We start from the raw sequence: 22,322 nt of genomic DNA, 5'->3' as shown, positions 1-22,322 counted from the left end.
TATATCAGGCAAACTATTTGAAATGCAGAGAATATGCCGGTGAGAACAACAAAACTAAAACACCCCGAGTGGTGTAAGAATGCAATCATTTACGAAGTAAATATCAGGCAATACACAGAAGAAGGCACTTTTAATGCTTTCAGCAAACACCTGCCAAGGTTGAAAGATCTTGGGGTGGATATAATCTGGATAATGCCCATACACCCGATTGGAGTAAAAAACAGGAAAGGAACATTGGGTAGCCCTTATGCTGTAAAAGACTATTATGCCGTTAACCCGGAATTCGGTTCCATGCAGGATTTCAAAAACCTGGTAGAAGCGATCCATCAACACGGCATGTACGTAATACTGGATTGGGTTGCCAACCACTCCTCGTGGGATAATAAACTGGTGACGCAGCATCCTGAATGGTACACCAAAACACCGGAAGGCCATTTTCAGCCTACACCCTGGTATGACTGGGAAGATATTATAGATTTTGATTACGACCAGCCGGGCATCAGGAAATATATGCTGGCGGCATTAAAATACTGGATGACTGAAACCGGTATTGATGGTTACCGTTGTGATGTGGCAGGATTTGTACCCAATGACTTCTGGAATAAAGTAAGGGCACAACTCGATAAGATAAGACCCGTATTTATGCTGGCCGAATGGGAATCCCGTGACATGCACGAGAGAGCTTTCGACATGACTTACTCCTGGAGCCTTTATGAAAGCATGCATAGCGTAACAGTAGAACGGAAAAAATTTGCCGCACTTGTTGAATACATTGCGCATGATGTTAATACTGTGCCTGCTAACGATATCAGGATGTTGTTCACAGATAACCATGATAAAAATACCTGGACGGGAACGCCGTTTGAAATGTTTGGTGACGGACTTGAGGCATGCATTGTACTAACCTGCATAGCCAGGGGCATGCCGCTGGTGTACAACGGCCAGGAAGCGGGAAACCCTAAACAGCTTCCTTTTTTTGAAAAAGATGTGATCGACTGGCAGCCACATCCATTCTTTGAACTGTATAAGAAACTGTTTGCACTGAAACATGAGAACCGCGCGTTGTGGAACGGGGAGTGGGGAGGAGAGATGTTGCGTATATACAATGATAAACCATCTCAGGTAATCTCTTTTGTAAGAGAGAAAAACAGCGATAAGGTTATAGCAGCGTTTAACTTTAGTGAACAGCCTGCAGAGGTCAGGCTGCAAACAAAATATCATATCGGTTATTATAACAACCTTTTTACTGCCGAAATGGTGCAATTTACCGGTGATGACGCTTTCGTATTGCCTGCATGGGGATATATTGTACTGGTGAGAAAGATCATGCCTTCATGATTAATGCGCTTCATCATCTTTGCCAATGCCTGCATTGCCTTTCACCGGCGATTCGTCTTCGTTTTTGTGGTCGCCCGGATCAACATCTTTTGATACCGGCACGTGAAAGGGTGTCTTTTTTTGCTGTCTGCCGTCATTTGATTGTTCACTATGCTGATGAGGCGGGTTTGCCGAAGGTGTATTATTGTTTTCCATAACGATGCGTTTTTAAAAATGATGCACTTATTGTGCCGTTAATGTTGGCGTTGCAGCATTCTCAAAAAAGCTTGCGGTGAAGGCTGAATTTCCAGCACGGATAAACTAACAGATCGTAGCAGCTGAGAAATTTGCTACAGTACAAGTGTGCGACGCAAGGGACGATGCCATAAAAGACGCTGCCGGGTACAGCATTAAAAAACGCCGCATTGCTGCAACGTTTGATGTTTCCACAAGAAATTCGATTAGCAACGGCCTGTTATTCCAGGTATGCTTTTACAGGTATTGGTGTTTTTACAGACTTGTAAGATGAAAAAGAGTTTAACCAATATGGTGCCAGAGGCACTTTTTTTTTGTTTAATTTTCCTGCATTTTATAAAATAAATATTTTAACAGATTGGGATTGTTTATTAAGTTTACACAACAACTACTCTCTGAAAACTCGCCGGTATTTTATCCTTTAAATCTAAAATCTGCTATCTATGACCATTTATGTTTCACGTGGCGGGGAAAACATTGCTGCATCTGTATTGTACAACTTTAAAAAAGCTTGTAATGTGGTTGTACTAAGGCTACACAAAACTTTTTTTTCAGACCAGAATGATCTTGTACTACTGTATGATGTAGTTGATAAGAAGTGGACTGAAATGTCTCATCTTGAAGAAAGTGAGCCATTGTTTTTTGAGCAGGTGAAAAACCGTTTGAAAAATGTACTTACAGAGGCAGAGGTAACGCTTCAAAAAACATTGCGCATAAAACCTGCCAATGAAGCGTTCCTTGACGAACTGAAGTTTAACGTCTAAGCATTTACGTTACTGTATTTTATACATGCATATAATCTTTCAGCCAGTTGTATGCATCTAAGCCATTGTATTTTTACAATGGCTTTACTGCCTTTTTACCACGGTGAGAACAGCTGTTATTGTTTGTTGTATGATATACGCCAGATGGTGTTGCTTACGTCATCTGTTACAAGCATGGAGCCATCTGCCAAAAATGCAACGCAAACGGGTCTTCCATGCACTTCGCTGTTGTTGATGTTATCTACAAAACCTGTAAGAAAATCCTGCGCATCGCCGGAAGGTTGGCCATCTTTGAACGGAACAAATATTACTTTGTATCCTGATAATGCCGATCTGTTCCAGGAACCGTGCTGTGCAACAAAAACGCCATTGCGGTATTTTTCCGGAAACATATTTCCGCTGTAAAACGCAAGGCCCAGGCTGGCTGTGTGTGCCCCGACCAGCATATCTGGTACTATTACCGTCCTGGCGGTATCTGCATTTTCTTTGCCAGACCACCTCGGGTCTACCTTGTTGCCATGATAGTTGAAAGGCCATCCATAATAGCCATCTTCTTTTACCGATGTTATATAATCGGGTACCAGTTCATCGCCCAACCCGTCCCGTTCATTTACGGCGGTCCAGAGCGTGTTGGTGCCCGGAGCCCATGCCATACCCACCGGATTGCGAAGGCCGCCGGCAAAGATGCGTTCGCCGCTTCCATCTGTGTTTACTTCTAGGATACATGCCCGTCGTACCTCATTTTCGAGCCCATGCTCTGCAACATTGCTACCAGAGCCAACGGCAATGTATAGCTTGTCCTGTTGTTTGTTGGTAATGATATTCCTTGCCCAATGCTGGTTGTGTTTTCCTGCTGGCAGCTCAAGGATTGTTTTACCGGTGGTAGTAATAGCTGTAGCTCCTGCTTTGTACTGATACATCTTCAAGGCATCTGTATTACCAACATAAAAGGCGTCATTGATTATGAGCATACCGAAAGGTTGGTTGAGGCCTTCCAGGAAAATATGCCGGCTTTCTGCAATGCCATTGTTATCAGCATCTTTAAATAACGTTATCCTGTTTGCGCTGGTACCATAATGTTGCGTACTTAGCCGCGGAGAGAGCTTAGAACCAAGCTTCTTAATACCCTTTAATACTGTGTTGGATTCAGCAACAAAAATATCCCCGTTCCTGCCCACATATATCCACCGCGGGTGATCCAGATCTCCGGCAAATTTGGTGACAGTAAACCCGGCGGGTGCAACGGGTTTTTGATCACTATGCCAACCAGTAACCTTGCTGAAATTTGTGGACGATGGTGTGGCGTAAGGGTATGGCAATGTATCGGGATTGTAGCCACTCGTTTTATAAGAGCCTTCCCATGTAACGCTGTTGATCTTTTTTGAATTACATGCACACAGCATGACGACGCTTGTAAACAAAACAGGAAAACTTTTCGACATATCTTTTTTTTGAACCTATATAGAACACAAAGTATGCCCGATGTTTTTCGTTCCATCTATCTCATTTATCACCTCCCTTCCGGAGAGCATTTCTGGGCAGCGGCCTGCGTGTGACCGGCAACTTTTTGTGCGTCATTTGTTTGGCGTAGCTAAAACACCTGTCGGTTTTGTATGCGGGTTATTCCTTTGTATAGGAAAATTGTAAAATAAGTTTATCACCGATCTTGCTGCTGTCGCCTCCTTTGCTTTGCTGGCTTGGCTTTTGCGGGTGTGCACTAAATAAATATTATGAAAGCAATACAAGCGATGTTGATAGTGCTTTGTACATGTTTTGTTTCCTGCGGTGATGGTAATGAAAAAAGTGTGCACGATACATATATGCCTGCACCCGGCGACGATTCTGCAACGGTAGACAGTAACAGGACCAACGGGTATGCCCCACCAAATACTGATACCACCGCTGCCGCGCAATAACCTTCACTCAGCAATCATGGCTGGCACGATTTTGCAACCGCATTACCAAACTTTCACCTATGAAATTTATTGAAACAAAAAAAGGAACACCGGACGCAGTTAAGATCTCTTACGAAGATTACGGACAAGGCAAACCAATTGTATTGATACATGGCTGGCCGCTGAGCAAAGAAATGTGGGAATACCAGCTTGAACCCCTGGTTAATGCGGGTTTTCGTGTAGTAAAGTATGACAGGCGTGGTTTTGGCAAATCTGATAAGCCATGGGATAATTACGATTACGATACACTGACTGATGATCTGCGTACGTTGATCGAAGAACTCGGTTTACAGGATGTAACATTGGTTGGCTTTTCTATGGGTGCCGGCGAAGTAGCACGCTATTTCGGCAAATATGGAAATGATCGTATCAGTAAGGCTGTATTGATATCTGGTGTAACGCCGTATATGGCCGCGGAATTGCCACAGGAAAAAATGGACGAGATGATGGACGGCGTGGTAAATGATCGTATTGGTTTCCTCGATGATTTTGGCAAACAATTCTTTGGCGTGAACCTGTTAAGTCACCCGGTTAGTACCCCATTACTCGAGTATTACCGGATGCTTGCTTCATTTGCATCAGGCAGATCTACAAGGGAGTGTATGAAATCTTTTGCAAACACTGACTTTACGCAGGACGTTGTAAAGATCAATGTGCCAGCGCTTATTATTCACGGCAGTGCGGACAAAACAGTGCCCATTGACATTTCGGCTGAGAAAACGGCAAAACTTATGCCTGCGGCGCAATACATTATCTACGAAGATGCACCACATGGATTGTTTTATACGCATAGGGAAAGGCTCAATGCAGACCTGATCAGTTTTATCGGGAGCGGTAAAATAGACGAGCAGTCTATCAGGGAAGAAACAGTATTGCTCCCTTCAAATGAAGCTCTTATAACAAGGTAATTTGTGATAGATACGTTATACAAAAGCCCGGGTATACCCGGGCTTTTGTATGTATAGTCAGTGGGACGTTACATTCCCGGCAATTTTGTGTCGGACGCTTGCAGATCCCGGATCAGCTTCTCCTGCAAGGCAGGTTTCACCTCATGGTATTGATCTGCATTAAGCCATACACTTACTTCCACTTTGTAACCATCCGGTAAGATTTCTGTTACACCCATCGTAGGTGCCGGGCTGTCAACAACACCGGGTAGCTGGGTTGCAATGCCTGAAATGCGTTGTTTGATTGCTTCCAGGTCGGACGTGTAAGTGAGTTTCAAAGGGATATCCAAACGCCTTACACCTTCCATACTCAGGTTGATGATTACATCATTGGATAGTTTGCTGTTGGGTATGATCACTGTTTTATTGTCGCGTGTTGTAATGATCGTATGAAATATCTGTATGCTTTTTACCAGTCCTTCCTGTCCCTGCGTAACGATCATATCACCAACACGGTACGGCTTTAGCAGGAGGATCAGTATGCCGCTGGTAAAATTTTGTAAGGTGCCGGAAAGTGCAAGACCTGCCGCAACGCTTATGCCACCTACAATAGCTGTAAACACAGTCAGTTCAAGGCCAAGAATCTGCAATACCACCAGCATTACCAGTATCTGTAAAATTGCAGCGGCAAGGCTGATCAAAAATGGTTTGAGGGAGTTATGCATGTCGCGCTTTACCAATGCTTTATTGAGCCTGTTCCTGATGAACCTGATGATCCATTGTGCCACAATAAAAAACAATATTGCGATAAGTAGCCTTGGCCCTACCTGCAGTATCCAGTTGTATGCGGCATTATAAAACTTGTTTATATCCATAAGAAATGTTGTTTGGCCGGAAAATTTCTAAAAGTGTGCCAGCATGCATAATGGTATGTCTGCCGGCACCACCGCTGCGAATGTGGAGCAAGGTTTGCAGTATGAAAGTATCCGCTAACCAAAAAAACACCTTATGGGCGAAGAAATTACACGACCATCAACAATGACAAACAAGAGTCAGCAACCTGCAGTACGACAGGTTGGTTTTGCTATAATTGGTATTGGCGAATTAACTGAATCTCAGTTGCTGCCGGCATTTGAGCATTGTCCCGCTGCCCGGGTAACTGCTTTGGTAAGTGATGACCTGGAAAAGATAAAACCGCTGGCAGAAAAATACGGTATACCGGAAGACAGTCTTTATTCGTATGATGATTTCGACCGCATCGCCGATAATGAAGATGTGGATGTTGTGTACATTGTATTACCTAATGCGTTGCATAAAGAATACACTATCCGTGCAGCAAAGGCCGGCAAGCATATTCTTTGTGAGAAACCAATGGCCTCATCTGTGGAAGAAGCCGGAGCCATGATTGAAGCCTGTAAGAAGTATGATAAAAAGCTGATGGTGGCTTATCGCATACAATACGAGCCACATCATAAAGTAATAAAAGAATGGGTGAAGAATGATGTATTTGGCAAAGTGAAAATCATCGAAGCTTTCAATTCTGAAAATATTGATGATCCCACCCAATGGCGTTTTAAACGGGAAATGGCAGGTGGTGGGGTTTTAATGGATCTTGGTATCTACTGCGTAAACACTATTCGCTACCTGAAAGGCGCAGAACCTATCTGGGTATCCGCTAACACCTACAGCACACCCGGTGATGAGCGATTTGAAGAAGTAGAAGAGACTATGCTTTTCCAGCTAGGTTTTGCAGACGGCACCGTGGCAACCTGTGGTTCCAGCTATGGGGTGCATAATACGCAGCGTTACAGGTGTTTTACTGCTGGCAATGCCTGGTTTGGTATGGACCCCGCATTTTCTTATGATGGACTAAATATCGAAATATCAGCTATTGAGGGAAAACCATTTCCGGTACCGGATGTGATCAGTGAAAATCAATTTTCCCTGCTCATCAACCATATGGCAGATTGCGTATTGCATAACAAAGAACCTGATACACCGGGGGCGGAGGGCCTGAAAGATCACGTGGTGATGAAGGCATTGTACGAATCAGCAAAGTCTTTAAAGCGTGTACAACTGTAAGTCATTTTATCACTTTTTTAAAGATTTCGAAACGGTATAAAGCGTCGTTTCATCAACTCATAATAAACAATAATCATTTCATGAAAGGCTGGTTGGGCGTGCTGTTCAGTGCATGGTAGTTTTGCGGTGTTAAACTTAAAACACCATGAAAAATTTATTTGCAGCTACAATTTTATTGGTAGCATTCAGCGCAACATCCTGCAAGAAGGATGGCAGTAAACCAGCAACTGATTTTAATACTCCTTCCACAGCCGCACCACAGGGATTGACCGGTAACTGGGCCAGTGGTTTTGTTTCCATGACTCAACTGGTAGATGTTTACACAGGTAAATACGTAGGTAATGCATGGCAGAGCGGGAAGTTCTTCAAGATTACTGCAGACGGTAAAAATGCAGAGTTTTATTACGTTGCAGAATCAGCGTATATGCAATCTGCTACAAAGGCTTCAGGCACAATTGCGTTTGACGAAGGATCTACTGCAACCGAAGGCTCATTTACTTTCTATGCAGGCTGGGCGCATTACAATGGTTGGGGTACTACCACCGTAAACCGGGATGCTTCGGCTGATGAATTACAAAACAATCTTACCGGGAAGTATTATTATAAAATGGAAGGAGAGTGGCTACGTATAAATCCCGGCGAACCGGTTAATGAATATTCCAGCAGCTTCGAACAAATCAATTAGCGTTTAAAATAAAAACAGGCAGCTATTAAAGCTGCCTGTTTATTGTAGCGTAATCAGTTAGACTGCGGGTGCGGATAGTTGATCAACCCCAATGACATGGCTATGCTTACAGCCCTCACTATTTCCGGGTAAAGATCATCCAGGTCGTTTATATAAACCTTTGTATTATTGTATACCACCCCGGCCTGCAAAAACTTGCTGGATTCAATTGTTTCTTTGTTGAAGTGTATATCTGATTCTATCTCTAATTCATATGCGCCGTTGTCAAGCGGTTGTATGTTCACTTGCGAAGAAACATCTGCCAGGCTCAAATTCATCTCAAATTTTAAATCGTATTCACTGTTGTACATACCCGTTCAATTTAGCTGATTAATAAGCTTGGTAAGTCAAATTAAGTACCATAAAAACCTGTATGGTAATCAAAGAAATCTGAGAAAATAATCTGCCATGTTGTGGCAATGTTTGCAACACTTCAAAAAAAAATTGCTTTTAACAATTTAATTCCTATTAAATTAGTAGGAATTGATTTACTTTGCGGTATTACTAGAACATAAACTATTTTACATGCAAACATTTAACTCAGGAAAACTAAACATCATCGTTGCCGTTTACGGGCTGGAAACAGTAACCACGCAAATACAATCCCTTACTTCAAAAGGTAAAGTTGAAACACTCGAATTGCTTGTTGAAAATGATATCATTGGTCTCGATGGCTGGAAAGGCCAGATCAAATCTTTAACAGTGGTGTATAATTACGATAATGGCCCGCTGAGGGTAGCTGCAGCAAAGGAACATGAAGTGTTGAAAATAAACCCTGATACCATCAGCATCTACCAACAGGTAACTGAACCAATACCGGCGCAGGGCCATTTTGTACTGGCAGCCACTTATGGACCTAAAGATGTAACCACGAAGCTTCGTCAACTGGCCAATGAAAACGGAACTATATTTCTCACTGTTAGCAATGCTGTGTTTGGAGATACCTGGCCAGGCATAGCGAAAACGCTGGTAGTCGTTCTTGGCACAGAGACCGAAGTAACGAATATTGAAGTTTTTGCGGAACGCGAAAAGATTTCGATCTATCCTGCAGAATTAATAGCCGGCTGATAAAGCTTGCCCTGCTGCTGTATTTTGTTTTCCAAAATGAGATTAAACCTTCATCAAATTTTCAAAGGGTAAATCAATATATTATTACATTTCGTTATACAATACCCTTTGTCTTAAGCCGTCTTAAAGGTATTTTCAACAATTACATGCATAAAGCTTATAAGCAGTTTAAATAATTGCCTGTTGCTTGCATGCGTGTATATTGTATAATATCTTGCATTGAAATAACAGGATAATTAGTTCGTTATTTATATAGTTATCCAAATCCAATAAAACCAATATCCAATGTTAGTAAGAAAAATCATTGCTACAGGTACCAACCTGCAGCTCTTCCTCCGCTCATTTATCCGCGAAAGCAAAAGACTTATTTACAGTATGGAAGAACCGTTCTACAGAACAGGTAATCCTATGGCATTTGCTATTGCATTAGGTGTTTGTCTTGGCACACTCATTTTCGTTATGCTGAAAAACCAGGTTCGCTGATACATACAGCACTAAGTTTTGTCATGGTGTAATCGTTTTTAGTTGCGCCATGTTGAAATTTTCTTTGTTGACCGGCTAATCAACACAGCTCAGCACCTGTTGTGTCACTCACTTGTGCGTTCAGCACTGTATGCAGCTTCAGTCCGCGGGCCTGGCTTACCCTGTTGTCTTCAAAGCCTGTTGTATGCCGGCCTGGTGTTGTACACGGATCGCTTCAGCTCCATTCATAACCCGGACGATGAAAGGATTGCGACGCAACGAAGATGACCAAAGCTCAAATGCCGGTATTTAATTGTTCCTTTCTTTCAACACCATTGCGTAAGCGTTATGGCTGCCAATAAAAAATAGCCGGACGAGCCGGCTATTCAACACCAAACTAAACCTATAATCAACAACAGCTATTTCCATCCACCACCTAATGCACGGTAAATGTTTACCATCGCATTCATCTGCTGCTTCTTTGTTTCTATCAGTTCAAATTTAGATTCCAGTGCATCGCGCTGGGTAAGTAACACTTCCATGTAATCGGCCCTTGCAGATTTAAAGAGGTCATTCGAAATATTGATCGATTGCGAAAGCGCGTTTACCTGTTTTGCTTTCAGGTCGTAGCTCTTTTGCAGGTTATCGATCTTTGCCACCTGGTTGGCCACTTCTACATAAGCGTTCAAAATGGTACGCTCGTAATTGTATGCAGCCTGTACCTGTTTTGCATTGGCATTATTGTAAGTGGCTTTAATAGCATTCCTGTTTACCAGCGGGGCCATAAGATCTCCTGCAAGAGAATACAGCAGCGATGCCGGTGTTTTAACCAGGTATGCCGGGTTAAAAGCCTGGTAACCGATGCCTGCTGAGATACCTACAGAAGGGTAAAACTGTGCCCTTGCAACTTTTACATCCAGCTTGGCGGCAGCAAGATCAAGTTCGGCCTGCTTTATATCGGGCCTGTTTGCCAGCAACTGCGAAGGCACCCCGGTATGGATCGTTGCGGGCACTACCTCATCAAACGGCTGTGTGCTGCGGTCTATATGCCGGGGGTAACGGCCAAGTAAAAAATTGATCCTGTTTTCAGTTTCTGTGATCTGTTGGAGTATATCATATTGCAGGCTGGTGGTGTACATTACTTCTGCTTCAAACCTGCGTACCGCAAGCTCTGTAACCCTTGTAGCTTCTTTCTGCAGTTTTACAATCTTAAAGGCGTTGTTCTGTATGTCGATGTTTTGCTTTACAATCGCCAGTTGGTTATCGAGCGCCAGCAATTCGTAATACGAATTGGCTATCTCGGCAACAAGATTGGTGATTACAAAATTTCTTCCTGCCTGTGTGGAAAGATATCTTGTAACAGCCGCTTTTTTGGCGTTGTGCAATTTGCTCCATATATCAAGTTCCCAATTGGCAGAAAGACCGAACATAAAATCCGGCAATGGGTCCGGCATTTCCTTACCGGGTTTTATTTCCGTGGTGGCCTCCATTGCACCAAGATTGGTGTAGCGGGCTTTTTTGTCAATACCTGCACCTGCCCGTATGCCTGCAAAAGGAAGATATTCACCTTTTCGTGCGCTGATCTCGTTGCGTGCAATAGCAATTTCCTGCAGGGTGATGTTCAATTCCTGGTTGTTCTTTATAGCAGTATCTATCAGCGTTTGCAAATAAGGGTCTGTAAAGAATGCCGGCCATTTCAACTGCGCTGCGTTGGTTGTGTCTGCTGTATCCTGCGTGTTGTTGTAAACCGCAGGTGTAGTTGTATTTTCAGCCTTTTGCACCACAGCAGGTATTTTACATGCCGTAAAACCAACGGCTACAATAGCCACGGCTATATATTTGTTTCTTGTGTGTTTAAACATTGTGATCGATTTCTTCGGTTAAAGGAACTTCATCTTCATCGCGTATCATGTGTTTGCCATCTGCCAGTTTTGCAAAAATGTAGTACAACCCCGGCACAACGATTACACCGAACACTGTTCCGAGCAACATACCACCGGCAGAAGATGCACCAATGGTTCTGTTACCCAATGCACCGGGGCCACTGGCAAACACCAGTGGTATAAGACCGGCGATAAAGGCAAAAGAGGTCATCAGGATAGGTCTGAAACGTGTTTTTGCACCTTCAATAGCTGCTTCGAGTATGGTAGCGCCGTGTTGTCTTTTCTGCACCGCAAATTCCACGATCAACACTGCATTTTTACCAAGCAAACCAACCAGCATTACCAGTCCAACCTGCGCATAGATATCGTTTGATAAACCCATGAGTTTAATTAAAAGGAATGCGCCAAACACACCAACAGGTAAAGAAAGAATAACGGCCAGCGGCAACAGGAAGCTTTCGTATTGCGCTGCAAGTACCATATACACAAAGGCCAGTACAATAAGGAAAATGTACAAGGCTTCATTACCGCGGCTAACCTCATCTTTGGATAGCCCAAGCCAGTCTATACCGTAGCCACGCGGTAAAGTTTTCTCTGCTACTTCCTGTATGGCTTTGATGGCTTCGCCACTGCTATAACCGGAGGCCGGTGCACCATTGATGGCTGCTGAGGGATACATATTAAACCGCGTCATTTCGTTCATGCCCTGTGTTTTTTTGATCTTGAGGAAAGATGAATAAGGCACCATTTCATCGCGGTCGTTTTTAACATAGAGTTTCAGGATGTCATCGGGCAATTGCCGGTATTCAGGCGCAGCCTGTACATACACTTTGTAAAACATACCAAACTTGATAAAGCCAAGCTCATACGTACTGCCGATAAGTATGGAAAGATTATCTAACGCTTTCCCGATGGAGACGCCTTTTTGCATGGCTGCCTTGTTATCAATCTCCAGTTCATATTGCGGATAGTTGGTGGCAAAGAAGGAAAAAAGGCCGGTGAGTTCCTTGCGCTTCTTCAACTCGGCCATAAAATCGTTATTCACCTTTTCAAATTCCTTGTCATTGTCAGTATTTGTTTTATCTAACAAACGCAATGAAAAACCGCCCGCAGCGCCATAACCCGGAACAGCGGGTGGCTGGAAGAATTCTATGGTTGCACCCGGAATTTCTTTGGCTTTTTCTTCCAGTTCTTCAATGATTTCAACAGCAGAATGTTTTCTGTCGTTCCAGTCTTTCAGGTTAATAAGACAGGTACCGGCATTAGAACCGCGACCCTCTGTTAATACCTCATAACCTGCAAGTGCAGATACAGATTGCACACCATCCACCTTCAGCGCTATTTTCTGCAGGTCGCCTGCCACATCATTTGTTCTCTCAAGCGTAGAACCCGGCGGCGTTTGAATGATGGCATAGATCATCCCCTGGTCTTCGTTGGGAATAAACCCGGAAGGCAGTGTATTCGAGGTTACCCATATACCCACACAGAAGGCAATGAGCAAGCCCCAGGTAACTACCCGCCTGTCAACGATCTTTTGAAGGAAATTTGTGTAACGCCCTGTAACCCTTTCAAACCAGTTGTTAAAGCCATCTATCAGCCTGTTTACCGGTGTTTTCCTGCGTGGTTTGCCATGGGTGTTTTTCAGGATCATGGCACATAACACCGGCGTAAGCGTTAAAGCTACAAAACCAGAGATGACAATTGATGTTGCCATGGTAATAGAGAACTGCCTGTAAAAAATACCCACGGGGCCGGACATGAATGCAACGGGTATGAACACCGCCGTCATCAGCAGGGTAATAGCGATGATGGCTCCGGTAATCTCATGCAAAACTTCTTTGGAAGCCTGGTAGGGCGAAAGGTGTTTTTCCGCCATTTTTGTATGGACGGCTTCCACCACCACAATGGCATTATCTACCACGATACCAATGGCCAATACCAGCGCGAACAATGTTATGAGATTAATGGTTAGTCCGAATAGCTGCATAAAGATGAATGCACCAATCAGTGAAACGGGTACGGCCAGTGTAGGTATAAGCGTAGAGCGCCAGTCGCCAAGAAAAATAAACACCACCAATGCCACGAGTATAAAAGCTTCTGCGAGGGTGTGTATTACTTTTTCGATGGATGCATCGAGGAAGCTCGATACATCGTAGCTGATCTGGTAATCCATACCCGGCGGGAAAGATTCTTTCTTAATCTCTTCCAGCTTTTCTTTTACTTCTTTGATTACATCGCTGGCATTACTGCCATATGTTTGTTTAAGTGTAATAGCTGCAGACGGGTGCCCGTCCAGGTTCGAGTAGATATCATAAAACTCACTGCCGAGTTCTACTTCTGCAATATCTTTCAGGTGCAGTATTTCGCCATTGGGGTTCGATCGTATGATTACGTTTTCGTACTGATCGGTTGAGTTATACCGGCCCTGGTACGTTAATACATATTCGAGTGACTGGGAACGTTTACCCGTTGCCTGCCCTAACCGACCCGGCGAGCCAATTACGCTCTGCTCGGCCAATGCTTCCATTACTTCGTCTGTAGAAACGTTGTATGCCCTCATTCGATCCGGTTTTAGCCAGATACGCATGGCGTATTGACGGCTGCCGAGAATTTTGGCACTGCCTACGCCTGAAAGTCGGCTTAGCTCATTGATAATATTAACACCTGCAAAATTGTACAGGAACTTCTGATCTGCCTTTGGGTCGGTACTGTAGAGGTTTACATACATCAGCATATTGGGTGAAGTATAGCTTACCACCAACCCTTCTCTTTGTACCAGCACCGGTAATCTGTTGGTAACCTGCTCTATTCTTGTTTTTACGCTAACCATCGCCTGGTTAGGATCTGTACCAAGATCGAACACCACCTGTATGGTTGCCTCACCGGCACTTGTTGCATCAGACGTCATATACTTCATACCCGGTGCACCATTGATGGATTTTTCCATGGGAATGAGTACAGACTCAACCAATACTTTCGCACTTGCACCGGGATAAGCTACGTTCACCACCACCATCGGCGGTGCAATGGAAGGAAACTGGGATATAGGAAGTGTTTTAATAGCCAGCACACCCATGAACATAATAACTAAGGATAGTATTATGGCAAGTACCGGCCTCTTCATGAATTTATTAAACATGGTTCTTGTTTTTGAGGTCCAATAATTATTCAGCCCGTACTTTGAGGTGTGTGATTACTTCTTCCGGCTTTTTATATTCGTATCTTATTTTGTCGCTGTCTTTTACTTTGCGCAGGCCTTCCAGTAATACTTTATCATTCTCTGATAAGCCGCCGGTAACGATGTAGAGGTCTTCCATATCGGGCCCGATCGTAATCTCTTTTTGCTTTACTGTACTGTCTTTGGTTACAACGAACACATACTTTTTGTCAAGAATTTCGAAGGTTGCTTTTTGTGGAATAAGCACAGCGTTCTTTACCGGTATTACCATTTTTACATTACCTGTTTCGCCGTGTCTCAATAAACTTTTTGGGTTGGGGAAGGTAGCCCTGAAAGGGATGTTGCCTGTTTCATTATCGAAGTCTGCCTCTATGGTTTCTACCTTGCCGGGGTACTCAAACATTAAATTGTTGGCCATAATGAGACTTACATTGTCATTCTCTTCTTTTGTTTTCAATTTGAAATCGAGGTACTCGGCTTCCGGTACGTTGAAATACACCCACATCTGGCTATTGTCTGAGAGTGTGGTAAGCAGGTCGCCTTCGTCTACAAGGCTTCCTGTTCTTACCATAAAACGGTCAATAATGCCATCAAACGGCGCTCTTATTTCTGTGAACTGCAGGTGTACTTTGCTAAGTGATAATTCGGCATTTGCTTTATCCAGCTTTGCCTTATCCATAGCCAGTTCATTGGGTGCCACAACATTGCTGTCTGCAAGTCTTTTGGTATTCTGGTATTCAATGCTGGCATAGTTTACTTCAGCCTGCGCTTTTTGCAGCTCAGCCTGGTATAGCTGCGGCATAATCTGGAAAAGGAGTTGTCCTTTTTTTACAAACTGGCCCTCGTCTACAAAGATCTTTTCGAGATAGCCGCGTTCCTGCGCTCTTAGCTCAATATGTCTTATGGAACGCACCTGGCCTACATAATCTTTACTAATGGTAGTGTCCATTTTTACGGGGTTGGTTACCTGCAATACCGGACTTTCTTCTTTTACTTCTTCTTTCGGTTTACAGCTTGTGTAGCACAATACGCCACACAGACCTGTGAGCATAAAAATTCTTTTCATAGTAATGTTGCTTACCTGAGTAATTGGTGTTGATTGCTAAAAATTGATTATAGTGTTTGAGAAAAAATGGCTTGCAGTCTTTATTGGCAAAAGCAATAGAGCTGCGCATGATAAGGTGCAGTTATACGCAGGCTAAAGGGTTAAAGCCTGCTTTGGCAAGGCAATCAAATTCTTAAGCGGAGATGGGTGAGGTAACGGAAAGATGCACTGTAAGACAAATGCGCACAAGAAGGTAAACTGTAAGTTGGTAAAAATGTAATGGCAGGTGGTGCCTGGGCATAAAAGCAGATAAGGCACTGATTGGGTAGCGAAAAGTTCTTTTTAAAAGATTCCGTGTCGTCGTCATCTTCTTCAAACTCCAGCGTAAGCAACTTTATCTTCTGGGATTTGTGTGGAATGGTTTTAATGACACTCCAGGGTGACGACCCGCTGTTTCCAAAGTCTGGTTGTTTGGTATTAGTATGCAGTACTTGCGAGGCAGAAGCGGCCGATTGCTCATGTATATGAGCATAGCCTTTGCCAAACAGGAAGAAAAAAGATATTGAAAGTATTACGAAAAACCGCATAATGGTACGCGAAAATATAGCATAGTTGTTAATGAACAGTCAGTGAAAAGTTATAAAAAGTTCAAAGTGTAGTTTAAAAACAATAAAGTAAATAAACGTTTGTTGGCATTACCTTGTTGTTAGCATAACGTTTTTACCGATGCAAAAAGGCTTTGATTTATCCTGGCTAAGCAAACTGCCCTGCAAGAAGCAGGCAAAAACGGAACGCTACAGACGCCATACTAACAGAATGATGAACCGAGCGTGGCAACAGGCGATGCCATAAAAAACAAATGCCTGCATCAAAAAAATATGCCGGCAGATAATGTAACGGGTAGTGCAACACAAACCTGCTAATAGCCTTTTCCAAAAATTTTTTCTATTACATTACCTACTACGGGTATTGGCTTTTTGAGCATGATGTGCCTTGCAACGGTAAACCTTACTTCACTTGTGGGAAATACATTTGCCTTTTCTGCAAAAGGTTGTTTGGCGATGAGTACATTGCCTGCCCAGCTCAGGCTCACATTCCACCGGTTGCCGGCATAGCCTGCCGCTGTTTTGAAATTCAATGATGGCTCAATACCTGTTCGCCTGTCTTTGCCTGTTGTTGTTTCATTGGTTGCAAAAACTACATTGGCATTAATGATGGCAGACCCGATTATATAAAAATGATGTTTAAAAACGAGGCTCTGCGCATAACCTGCACCCGGGCCAATGGTAATAAAATGAAAATTGTTTAAACCCGGCAATGCCGCGCCGGTTGTTTTTTGTATCAGAAGGCTGCTGTCGTCTGAGCTGATGCCCTGGTAGTATGCTGCCCCGCCGTACAGGAATGACCCGGAAGATTTGCGCAGCCATTCATTCTGGTAAAATGCCGTACGGTAAGAAAACCGGCTGCCGTTTTGTATGCGATACAAAGAACCGCCAAGCAGGTTGAGCGATATATCGGGCCGGTAGTAAATGTTGTTGCCTGCAATATGCGGCTGCAATTCGCGGTTTGCATAGAAACCTTTGTAGCGCAGGAAAAGCACATCAGACGTCCATTTTGAAGGAAAGAAATGCAATTGAAAATCGATGGTCGATGTCTTGCCTTTTTCTTCTGTTTTATTGTTTAGAAAGCCAAAGCCGAAGCTCAGATTGCCCGATACATTTTTGTACGTAAGGCCGGCACCAAGATTTACCGTGGTGTTCGACCTGTACTGCATCTTACTGTTGCCATTAGATGATGCCAGCGAAAAATTGGCAAAATCCTTCAGTGAGTAAAGCCTTACTGTAAGCGCATTTGGAAATGTTGTATAATAAAGGCTGTCGTGCATTGCCTGTGCAAATGAACGGCTGCATATAAACAGAACCAGTATAAATATTAAAGTGCTTTTACGTTTCATGCTGTTAAAGTCTGCAGGCTTCTGTATCGAAAATCTGTGCCTGATTTTCCGTGCAGTCATACGCAAAGGGTTAACACAAAAAGTGTGTATTAAATGCACCAGTTATTGTTAGCTGCTGTATTTGTTACACGCATAAAAGGGATGATGGTGTGGGCTTTTGGTTCACTGCTCAGCTTTGGTTGTGTCACTCACTTGTACTGCATAACTTATGGCGACTGCAGCGTTCCGGTTTAGTCGGCCATGTTTTGCTCGAACCGGTAGTAAAATGTAAAGAATGCCAGGCAGGCCGCTGCAATAAGAAGGGGGGCCAAAAGATAGAGCATGTTGTAGAGGAGAAAGACATATGCAGTGAAGAAGAGCATTAATAAAGCAACAGTGTACGATCGTTTATCAATGTTTTTGTACAGCGTAATGGTATAAGCCAATAGCAACAAGCCGAAGCCGGAAAATATAAAGCTGCATGCATCTGAAATGTGGAGATGTGTGGGTGTTAAACAGCAGACAATGATAACTTCCGGGATGAGCAGGACCAGCACAAACAGTGAGTATTGTCGCATTCTTTTAAAAAGTGAAACGGGTAAGCTGCGGTAAAAAGACAGTTGTGAGGCTTCAAATAAACTTGTTCTGTACAACAAAGTGCCATTGCCTAAAACACCAATGGTAAAGAACAGAAAAGGAAAGCTGCTGTCATACATGGCATTAGTATTATTCCTGCTTATGAGGTAAACAATGCCACATGTATAGAGTTTTAAAAAAGTAAACAGTAGTGGTTGTTTAGTTATAATAAATTTTAGCAGTATAACACTGTAATTATCCGTGCCGGGTGCAAAGTGGTTTTGTGTGTTGTGTGTCGCAGCCACATCGTACCGCATTGCACGCAAATTATTGAAGGCAGCAAACAGCAGCAGGAATGCTGCATACAAAAGCACTGCCAATGATGCTGAGAGGTAGTTTTCTTTGATGCCAACAAATACAATGAAGAATACATAGAGTAACAGCGGCAAAAGCATAAACAGGCTAATGCATACAAAGATCAGCAGTCTGCCCGCAATGCTTAACGTGTTAAATATATGCAGAAATGAGTGGCCTGGTTTACCGGCAGTTGAGGAAACAAAAGCACAACATTTCCTCGTATAAAAGAACCATGCTGCAAATACGATGAGCATCCATACATCGCTTTTTAAAATGCTTTTAGCAAGCGAGTAATGGTATTCATAAAGCCCTGCACCATCAACCTTGTTTACAATAAAAAACATCATCGCAAAGATGAACAGGAAAAAGCCGGCGTTCTCGCGGTAAAACGAACGCACAAAACATTTAAGCGGTATGTTAATAAGTGCTTTCAGTATAGATCAGTTGTTGTGCTTTTACCATCAGGGTTTTTGCTGAATGCAGTGTTGCTGTTTCCGGCGGCTGGTGAGAGCTCAGCAGGAACATGGTGCCGGCCTCGTTATGCCTTTCGCTGATCAATGCGCAAACCACCTGTAATGAAGCTGCATCAAGCGTTATCAGCGGCTCATCCAGTACAATAAGGTTCGTCTTGCCTGTAAATGCCAGCAGCAGGGATAGCTTTTTCAGCATGCCATTAGAGTAGCTTCCTGTGGCATTTTTTATAAAGCTTCCCACTCCGAACACTTCAATAAGTTTATCTACATCCCTGGCCGGTACGTTACGTATATTTTTATAGAGGTTGATAAGTTCGAGGCCGGTAACAAAATCAGGGTAGAGTGGTTCAGCTTCTGCCCAGCTTATGAGCCTCCTGTATTCAACAGGACTAGTTTTGCTGTTAATATTGTTGAGTGCAATATCACCATCAAATGGAATTAAGCCGGCGATGCTTTTAAGTAAAGTGGTTTTGCCCGATCCGTTTACACCCTGCACCCAGTACACATTGTTTTCCAGTTTGCAATAGGGTATATGCAATACATTTTTTCCGTGGTATGTTTTGGTATACGAACGTAATTCGAGCATGTGCTAAAGTAATTTTACCACATGGTACACAATGGAAGAATTTTATAAATGGCTGCTGTATGGTATCAATGGCCGTGGGTAAAGCATATTTTTTGCTGGTGCTTATCAGGTAGGTTGTATTTCCATGCGCATGGTAGTAAGATCTGGTTTGAAACCGGCTTTCCTGTATGCGTGAATGGCAGGAAGATTATCGCTGTACACTTCCAGGCGCAATTCAGTAATATTTTTAGATAAAGCCCATGATGACAATTGTTGCAATACCAGTTGATTGATTCCTTTGCCCCTGTATGCAGGTTTTACATACATAAAGCCGAGGTACGCATAATGCGAAAATTTATAGAATGCTTTCGCCTGTACTATTTTCGCATAGCCGGAGGCGATGATCTCTGTGTTCATTGTTGCTACCACTACTGCAGCGTCTTCTGAAAGGATCAGTTCCTGCAGGTCGTAGTAATTGATAGCACCTTCTTTGAGTGTTTCATCAAAAGGACGCTCTGCTGCAATAACGCCTTGTTCAAATTGTAAGAGGGTGTTGAGGTCTTCCAGCGTTGCGTAACGTGTTGCTACTGTATTCACCGATTGCAGATTTTGATTTCGTTAAATGTAAATTAGCATTTACTTTTATAATAATTCAGCTTTAAACCTTTTTACATGCGTAGTTTTTCCTGTGCGTTTTGTTTTTTAGTGGCGTTTGCAGCCTGCTCCAAAAATGAAGATAACAGTATTGCATCATCTGTTTACATAGATGCTGCGGGACACTGGTATATAACGGGTGTGCAGGCAAAAGGAATTGTCAATTATACTTTCAATAACGATCAGTATCCTTGTCTTACAGACAACAAGTATGAATTAAACGATGATAAAAACGGAGGGTATTTTTTTAACTCCACCGATACCTGTTACCTGGATAAAACCAGTTCATCTTCGATTGTTCTTGGAGTACCTGATGCAGGCGGGCCTTTTTCCTGGCTGCAGGTAAAAGATACAATTTTCATTACTTACCTACAGGGCAATATTGATACTGCAATTGTAAATAAAAACAGTAGCGGAGAATACCTGACCATTACCAACCATTATCCGGGCGTATCTTATGTATACACCTGCACACGTTAATGCAATTCTTTTTCGAGCACATGTTGCTGCAATAATTTTTTACCTTTTATAATTGCCGCCCTTCCATTCGATTCTATACCATACCAGCCGGTATAGCCTGCCTCTTTACAGGCATTCATCATTTTAATGGTGAGTAAATCATCCGGCTGGTTGCGGTAAGACATGCCTTTTGCAAAAGGCAACGTTTTTAGCAGGTAATTGTAGTTGTCAAAATCAGGCGCAGGCTCCCGCCAGTCTGGGTATGTACCAAACAGCGGGTTATTTACAGCGTTCATCAATTGTATCATCCAGTCCGCATCATTTGAAAAGCCTCCATGATTTTCTACCAGTATTTCCATGTTTGCCTGCGCTGCATAGTCCAGCAACATATGATAAGACTCCGTGGCGTACCTGAGAGCTTCGGCTGGTGGTATGCCGGCTGTACCCCGGCAGTTGGTGCGTATGGCTTTACAGCCAAGGTAATGTGCGATATCAACCCACTTGCGGTGGTTGATTGCAAACTGTTTCCTTGCCGCTGTTGTGGCTTCGCAGCCATCACCTTCATCATCTACCATAATAAGCACCATGGCAATGTTGTTGTCAGCAGCATTTTTTTTCAATGTATCCAGGTAGGTGGCGGTGGGTACTGCAAATAAGGTGTTTACGAATTCAATACCATCCACTTCAAAATCTGTTCTGGCAATGCGCGGAAAATCCAGTGTGGTCCATTTGCCTTTTTGTATTTCTTCTACCAGCGCCCATTGGGCCAGTGAAATATTGCTGTGCTTCATATTAATTGCTTGATCTTTTAAAAGTAAGCACAATACCAACAGTTAACGACAGGCAATGCAGGAATTTCTATGCGATAGATGTAAACCGCATGTAAAGTGACTGTATCTTTTAGAAAAGTTTTTATATGAAAAAATACCTTACCACAGCAGTCGTTTTAATGGTGTGCATGTTCAATACAAATATTGTTGCCGCACAGGATTCAACCAAACAAAAACAGGAAGATTCTGCATGGATAAAGTTTCAGCAGTATATTGAATACATGATCCATAACGACTGGTCAAACCTGTCAAAATATAAAGATGCAAATGCTGCGCTTGCCGCGCCTGCTGCCAACGAGCAGCGTGTGGTGTTTATGGGCAACTCCATTACCGAAGGCTGGATGAATACAGACCCGTCATTCTTTACAGGCAATAAATACATAAACCGTGGCATCGGCGGGCAAACCACGCCCCAAATGCTGGTTCGTTTCAGGGCAGATGTTATAGCGCTTCAGCCGAAGGTGGTGGTAATACTTGCAGGCACCAATGATATTGCGGGTAATACAGGCCCTTCTACACCGGAGATGATAGAGAATAACCTGGCTTCTATGTCAGATCTGGCAAAGGCGCATAACATAAAAGTGATCCTGTGTTCTGTATTGCCGGTGTACGATTACCCCTGGAAGCCAGGCCTGCAGCCTGCTGAAAAAATCGTTGCATTAAACGCATGGATGAAAAAATATGCGGCTGATAACGATTGTATTTATGTTGATTACTGGACGCCGCTTGCCGATGCACGCAAAGGCATGAAGAAGGAATATGCAGATGATGGTGTACACCCAACACCGGCAGGCTACAAAGTGATGGAACCATTGGTGCAGCAGGCAATAAGGCAGGCACTTAAAAAATAGTAAT

23 protein-coding genes are annotated in these 22,322 nt (G+C 43.2%); 10 read left to right on the top strand and 13 right to left on the bottom strand.

Annotated elements, in window-relative coordinates; translation table 11 throughout:
* Window positions 1-33: 33 nt before the first annotated feature.
* Window positions 34-1,338: an alpha-amylase family glycosyl hydrolase gene (locus I5907_RS18525; protein WP_196992280.1), complete on the top strand. Its 1,305-nt coding sequence runs from the start codon at window positions 34-36 to the stop codon at window positions 1,336-1,338.
* Here the strand turns inward: I5907_RS18525 and I5907_RS18520 are convergent, their stop codons facing one another.
* Complete coding sequence (locus tag I5907_RS18520; protein ID WP_196992279.1) at window positions 1,339-1,533, bottom strand: hypothetical protein; 195 nt, start codon at window positions 1,531-1,533, stop codon at window positions 1,339-1,341.
* A gap of 482 nt (window positions 1,534-2,015) precedes the next feature.
* Between I5907_RS18520 and I5907_RS18515 the strand changes: the two genes are divergently transcribed.
* Window positions 2,016-2,336, top strand: a complete 321-nt coding sequence (locus tag I5907_RS18515; RefSeq protein ID WP_196992278.1) for a hypothetical protein — start codon at window positions 2,016-2,018, stop codon at window positions 2,334-2,336.
* Window positions 2,337-2,452: 116 nt separating this feature from the next.
* Here the strand turns inward: I5907_RS18515 and I5907_RS18510 are convergent, their stop codons facing one another.
* A complete protein-coding gene (locus I5907_RS18510; protein WP_196992277.1) occupies window positions 2,453-3,778 on the bottom strand; it encodes a PQQ-dependent sugar dehydrogenase in 1,326 nt (441 codons plus the stop codon).
* A gap of 288 nt (window positions 3,779-4,066) precedes the next feature.
* Here I5907_RS18510 and I5907_RS18505 point away from each other — a divergent pair, with 288 nt between their 5' ends.
* Complete coding sequence (locus I5907_RS18505) at window positions 4,067-4,252, top strand: hypothetical protein (RefSeq protein ID WP_196992276.1); 186 nt, start codon at window positions 4,067-4,069, stop codon at window positions 4,250-4,252.
* Between the two features lie 59 nt (window positions 4,253-4,311).
* On the top strand, window positions 4,312-5,199 hold the full coding sequence (locus tag I5907_RS18500; RefSeq protein WP_196992275.1) for an alpha/beta fold hydrolase: 888 nt from the start codon (window positions 4,312-4,314) through the stop codon (window positions 5,197-5,199).
* Between the two features lie 68 nt (window positions 5,200-5,267).
* Here I5907_RS18500 and I5907_RS18495 read toward each other — a convergent pair whose 3' ends face one another.
* Window positions 5,268-6,053, bottom strand: coding sequence for a mechanosensitive ion channel family protein (locus I5907_RS18495; RefSeq protein ID WP_196992274.1), 786 nt, complete (start codon window positions 6,051-6,053; stop codon window positions 5,268-5,270).
* Window positions 6,054-6,186: 133 nt separating this feature from the next.
* On the opposite strand from I5907_RS18495, the gene I5907_RS18490 reads away from it, so the two are divergent.
* Both I5907_RS18490 and I5907_RS18485 read left to right on the top strand, forming a co-directional pair.
* A complete protein-coding gene (locus I5907_RS18490) occupies window positions 6,187-7,260 on the top strand; it encodes a Gfo/Idh/MocA family protein (RefSeq protein ID WP_196992273.1) in 1,074 nt (357 codons plus the stop codon).
* A 145-nt stretch (window positions 7,261-7,405) separates the two neighbouring features.
* Complete coding sequence (locus tag I5907_RS18485) at window positions 7,406-7,945, top strand: hypothetical protein (RefSeq protein ID WP_196992272.1); 540 nt, start codon at window positions 7,406-7,408, stop codon at window positions 7,943-7,945.
* A gap of 53 nt (window positions 7,946-7,998) precedes the next feature.
* Here the strand turns inward: I5907_RS18485 and I5907_RS18480 are convergent, their stop codons facing one another.
* Complete coding sequence (locus tag I5907_RS18480) at window positions 7,999-8,295, bottom strand: hypothetical protein (protein WP_196992271.1); 297 nt, start codon at window positions 8,293-8,295, stop codon at window positions 7,999-8,001.
* A gap of 214 nt (window positions 8,296-8,509) precedes the next feature.
* Here I5907_RS18480 and I5907_RS18475 point away from each other — a divergent pair, with 214 nt between their 5' ends.
* Window positions 8,510-9,052, top strand: coding sequence for a type 1 periplasmic-binding domain-containing protein (locus I5907_RS18475; RefSeq protein ID WP_196992270.1), 543 nt, complete (start codon window positions 8,510-8,512; stop codon window positions 9,050-9,052).
* A 285-nt stretch (window positions 9,053-9,337) separates the two neighbouring features.
* A complete protein-coding gene (locus tag I5907_RS18470; protein ID WP_196992269.1) occupies window positions 9,338-9,535 on the top strand; it encodes a hypothetical protein in 198 nt (65 codons plus the stop codon).
* 398 nt (window positions 9,536-9,933) lie between these two features.
* Here I5907_RS18470 and I5907_RS18465 read toward each other — a convergent pair whose 3' ends face one another.
* The 8 genes from I5907_RS18465 to I5907_RS18430 all read right to left on the bottom strand — a co-directional run bounded on the left by I5907_RS18465 (window position 9,934) and on the right by I5907_RS18430 (window position 20,121).
* Window positions 9,934-11,376 carry a TolC family protein gene (locus tag I5907_RS18465; protein ID WP_196992268.1) on the bottom strand — a complete coding sequence of 481 codons (1,443 nt, stop codon included), beginning with the start codon at window positions 11,374-11,376 and terminating at the stop codon, window positions 9,934-9,936.
* Complete coding sequence (locus tag I5907_RS18460; protein WP_196992267.1) at window positions 11,369-14,536, bottom strand: efflux RND transporter permease subunit; 3,168 nt, start codon at window positions 14,534-14,536, stop codon at window positions 11,369-11,371. The genes I5907_RS18465 and I5907_RS18460 overlap by 8 nt, the downstream gene beginning before the upstream one ends.
* A 25-nt stretch (window positions 14,537-14,561) precedes the next feature.
* Window positions 14,562-15,641 carry an efflux RND transporter periplasmic adaptor subunit gene (locus I5907_RS18455; RefSeq protein WP_196992266.1) on the bottom strand — a complete coding sequence of 360 codons (1,080 nt, stop codon included), beginning with the start codon at window positions 15,639-15,641 and terminating at the stop codon, window positions 14,562-14,564.
* A 164-nt stretch (window positions 15,642-15,805) separates the two neighbouring features.
* Complete coding sequence (locus I5907_RS18450; RefSeq protein ID WP_196992265.1) at window positions 15,806-16,207, bottom strand: hypothetical protein; 402 nt, start codon at window positions 16,205-16,207, stop codon at window positions 15,806-15,808.
* 332 nt (window positions 16,208-16,539) lie between these two features.
* On the bottom strand, window positions 16,540-17,634 hold the full coding sequence (locus tag I5907_RS18445; RefSeq protein ID WP_196992264.1) for a DUF4421 family protein: 1,095 nt from the start codon (window positions 17,632-17,634) through the stop codon (window positions 16,540-16,542).
* Window positions 17,635-17,804: 170 nt separating this feature from the next.
* Window positions 17,805-18,884: a hypothetical protein gene (locus I5907_RS18440; protein ID WP_196992263.1), complete on the bottom strand. Its 1,080-nt coding sequence runs from the start codon at window positions 18,882-18,884 to the stop codon at window positions 17,805-17,807.
* A 19-nt stretch (window positions 18,885-18,903) separates the two neighbouring features.
* Entirely contained in the window at window positions 18,904-19,545 is a 642-nt protein-coding gene (locus tag I5907_RS18435; RefSeq protein WP_196992262.1) for an ABC transporter ATP-binding protein, read from the bottom strand.
* Between the two features lie 105 nt (window positions 19,546-19,650).
* Window positions 19,651-20,121: a GNAT family N-acetyltransferase gene (locus I5907_RS18430; protein ID WP_196992261.1), complete on the bottom strand. Its 471-nt coding sequence runs from the start codon at window positions 20,119-20,121 to the stop codon at window positions 19,651-19,653.
* Window positions 20,122-20,196: 75 nt separating this feature from the next.
* On the opposite strand from I5907_RS18430, the gene I5907_RS18425 reads away from it, so the two are divergent.
* Window positions 20,197-20,658 carry a hypothetical protein gene (locus I5907_RS18425; RefSeq protein ID WP_196992260.1) on the top strand — a complete coding sequence of 154 codons (462 nt, stop codon included), beginning with the start codon at window positions 20,197-20,199 and terminating at the stop codon, window positions 20,656-20,658.
* On the opposite strand, the gene I5907_RS18420 is transcribed toward I5907_RS18425, so the two are convergent.
* Complete coding sequence (locus I5907_RS18420) at window positions 20,655-21,428, bottom strand: sugar phosphate isomerase/epimerase family protein (protein WP_196992259.1); 774 nt, start codon at window positions 21,426-21,428, stop codon at window positions 20,655-20,657. The two genes, I5907_RS18425 and I5907_RS18420, sit on opposite strands and share 4 nt — an antisense overlap.
* Window positions 21,429-21,553: 125 nt before the next feature.
* On the opposite strand from I5907_RS18420, the gene I5907_RS18415 reads away from it, so the two are divergent.
* Window positions 21,554-22,318 carry an SGNH/GDSL hydrolase family protein gene (locus tag I5907_RS18415; RefSeq protein WP_196992258.1) on the top strand — a complete coding sequence of 255 codons (765 nt, stop codon included), beginning with the start codon at window positions 21,554-21,556 and terminating at the stop codon, window positions 22,316-22,318.
* Window positions 22,319-22,322: the final 4 nt, after the last annotated feature.

This window comes from Panacibacter microcysteis (genome assembly GCF_015831355.1).
In the GTDB taxonomy this organism is placed as follows: Bacteria; Bacteroidota; Bacteroidia; order Chitinophagales; family Chitinophagaceae; genus Panacibacter; species Panacibacter microcysteis.
Note: the sequence above shows the minus strand (reverse complement) of the source record. Positions and strands in the feature narration are given on the sequence as shown.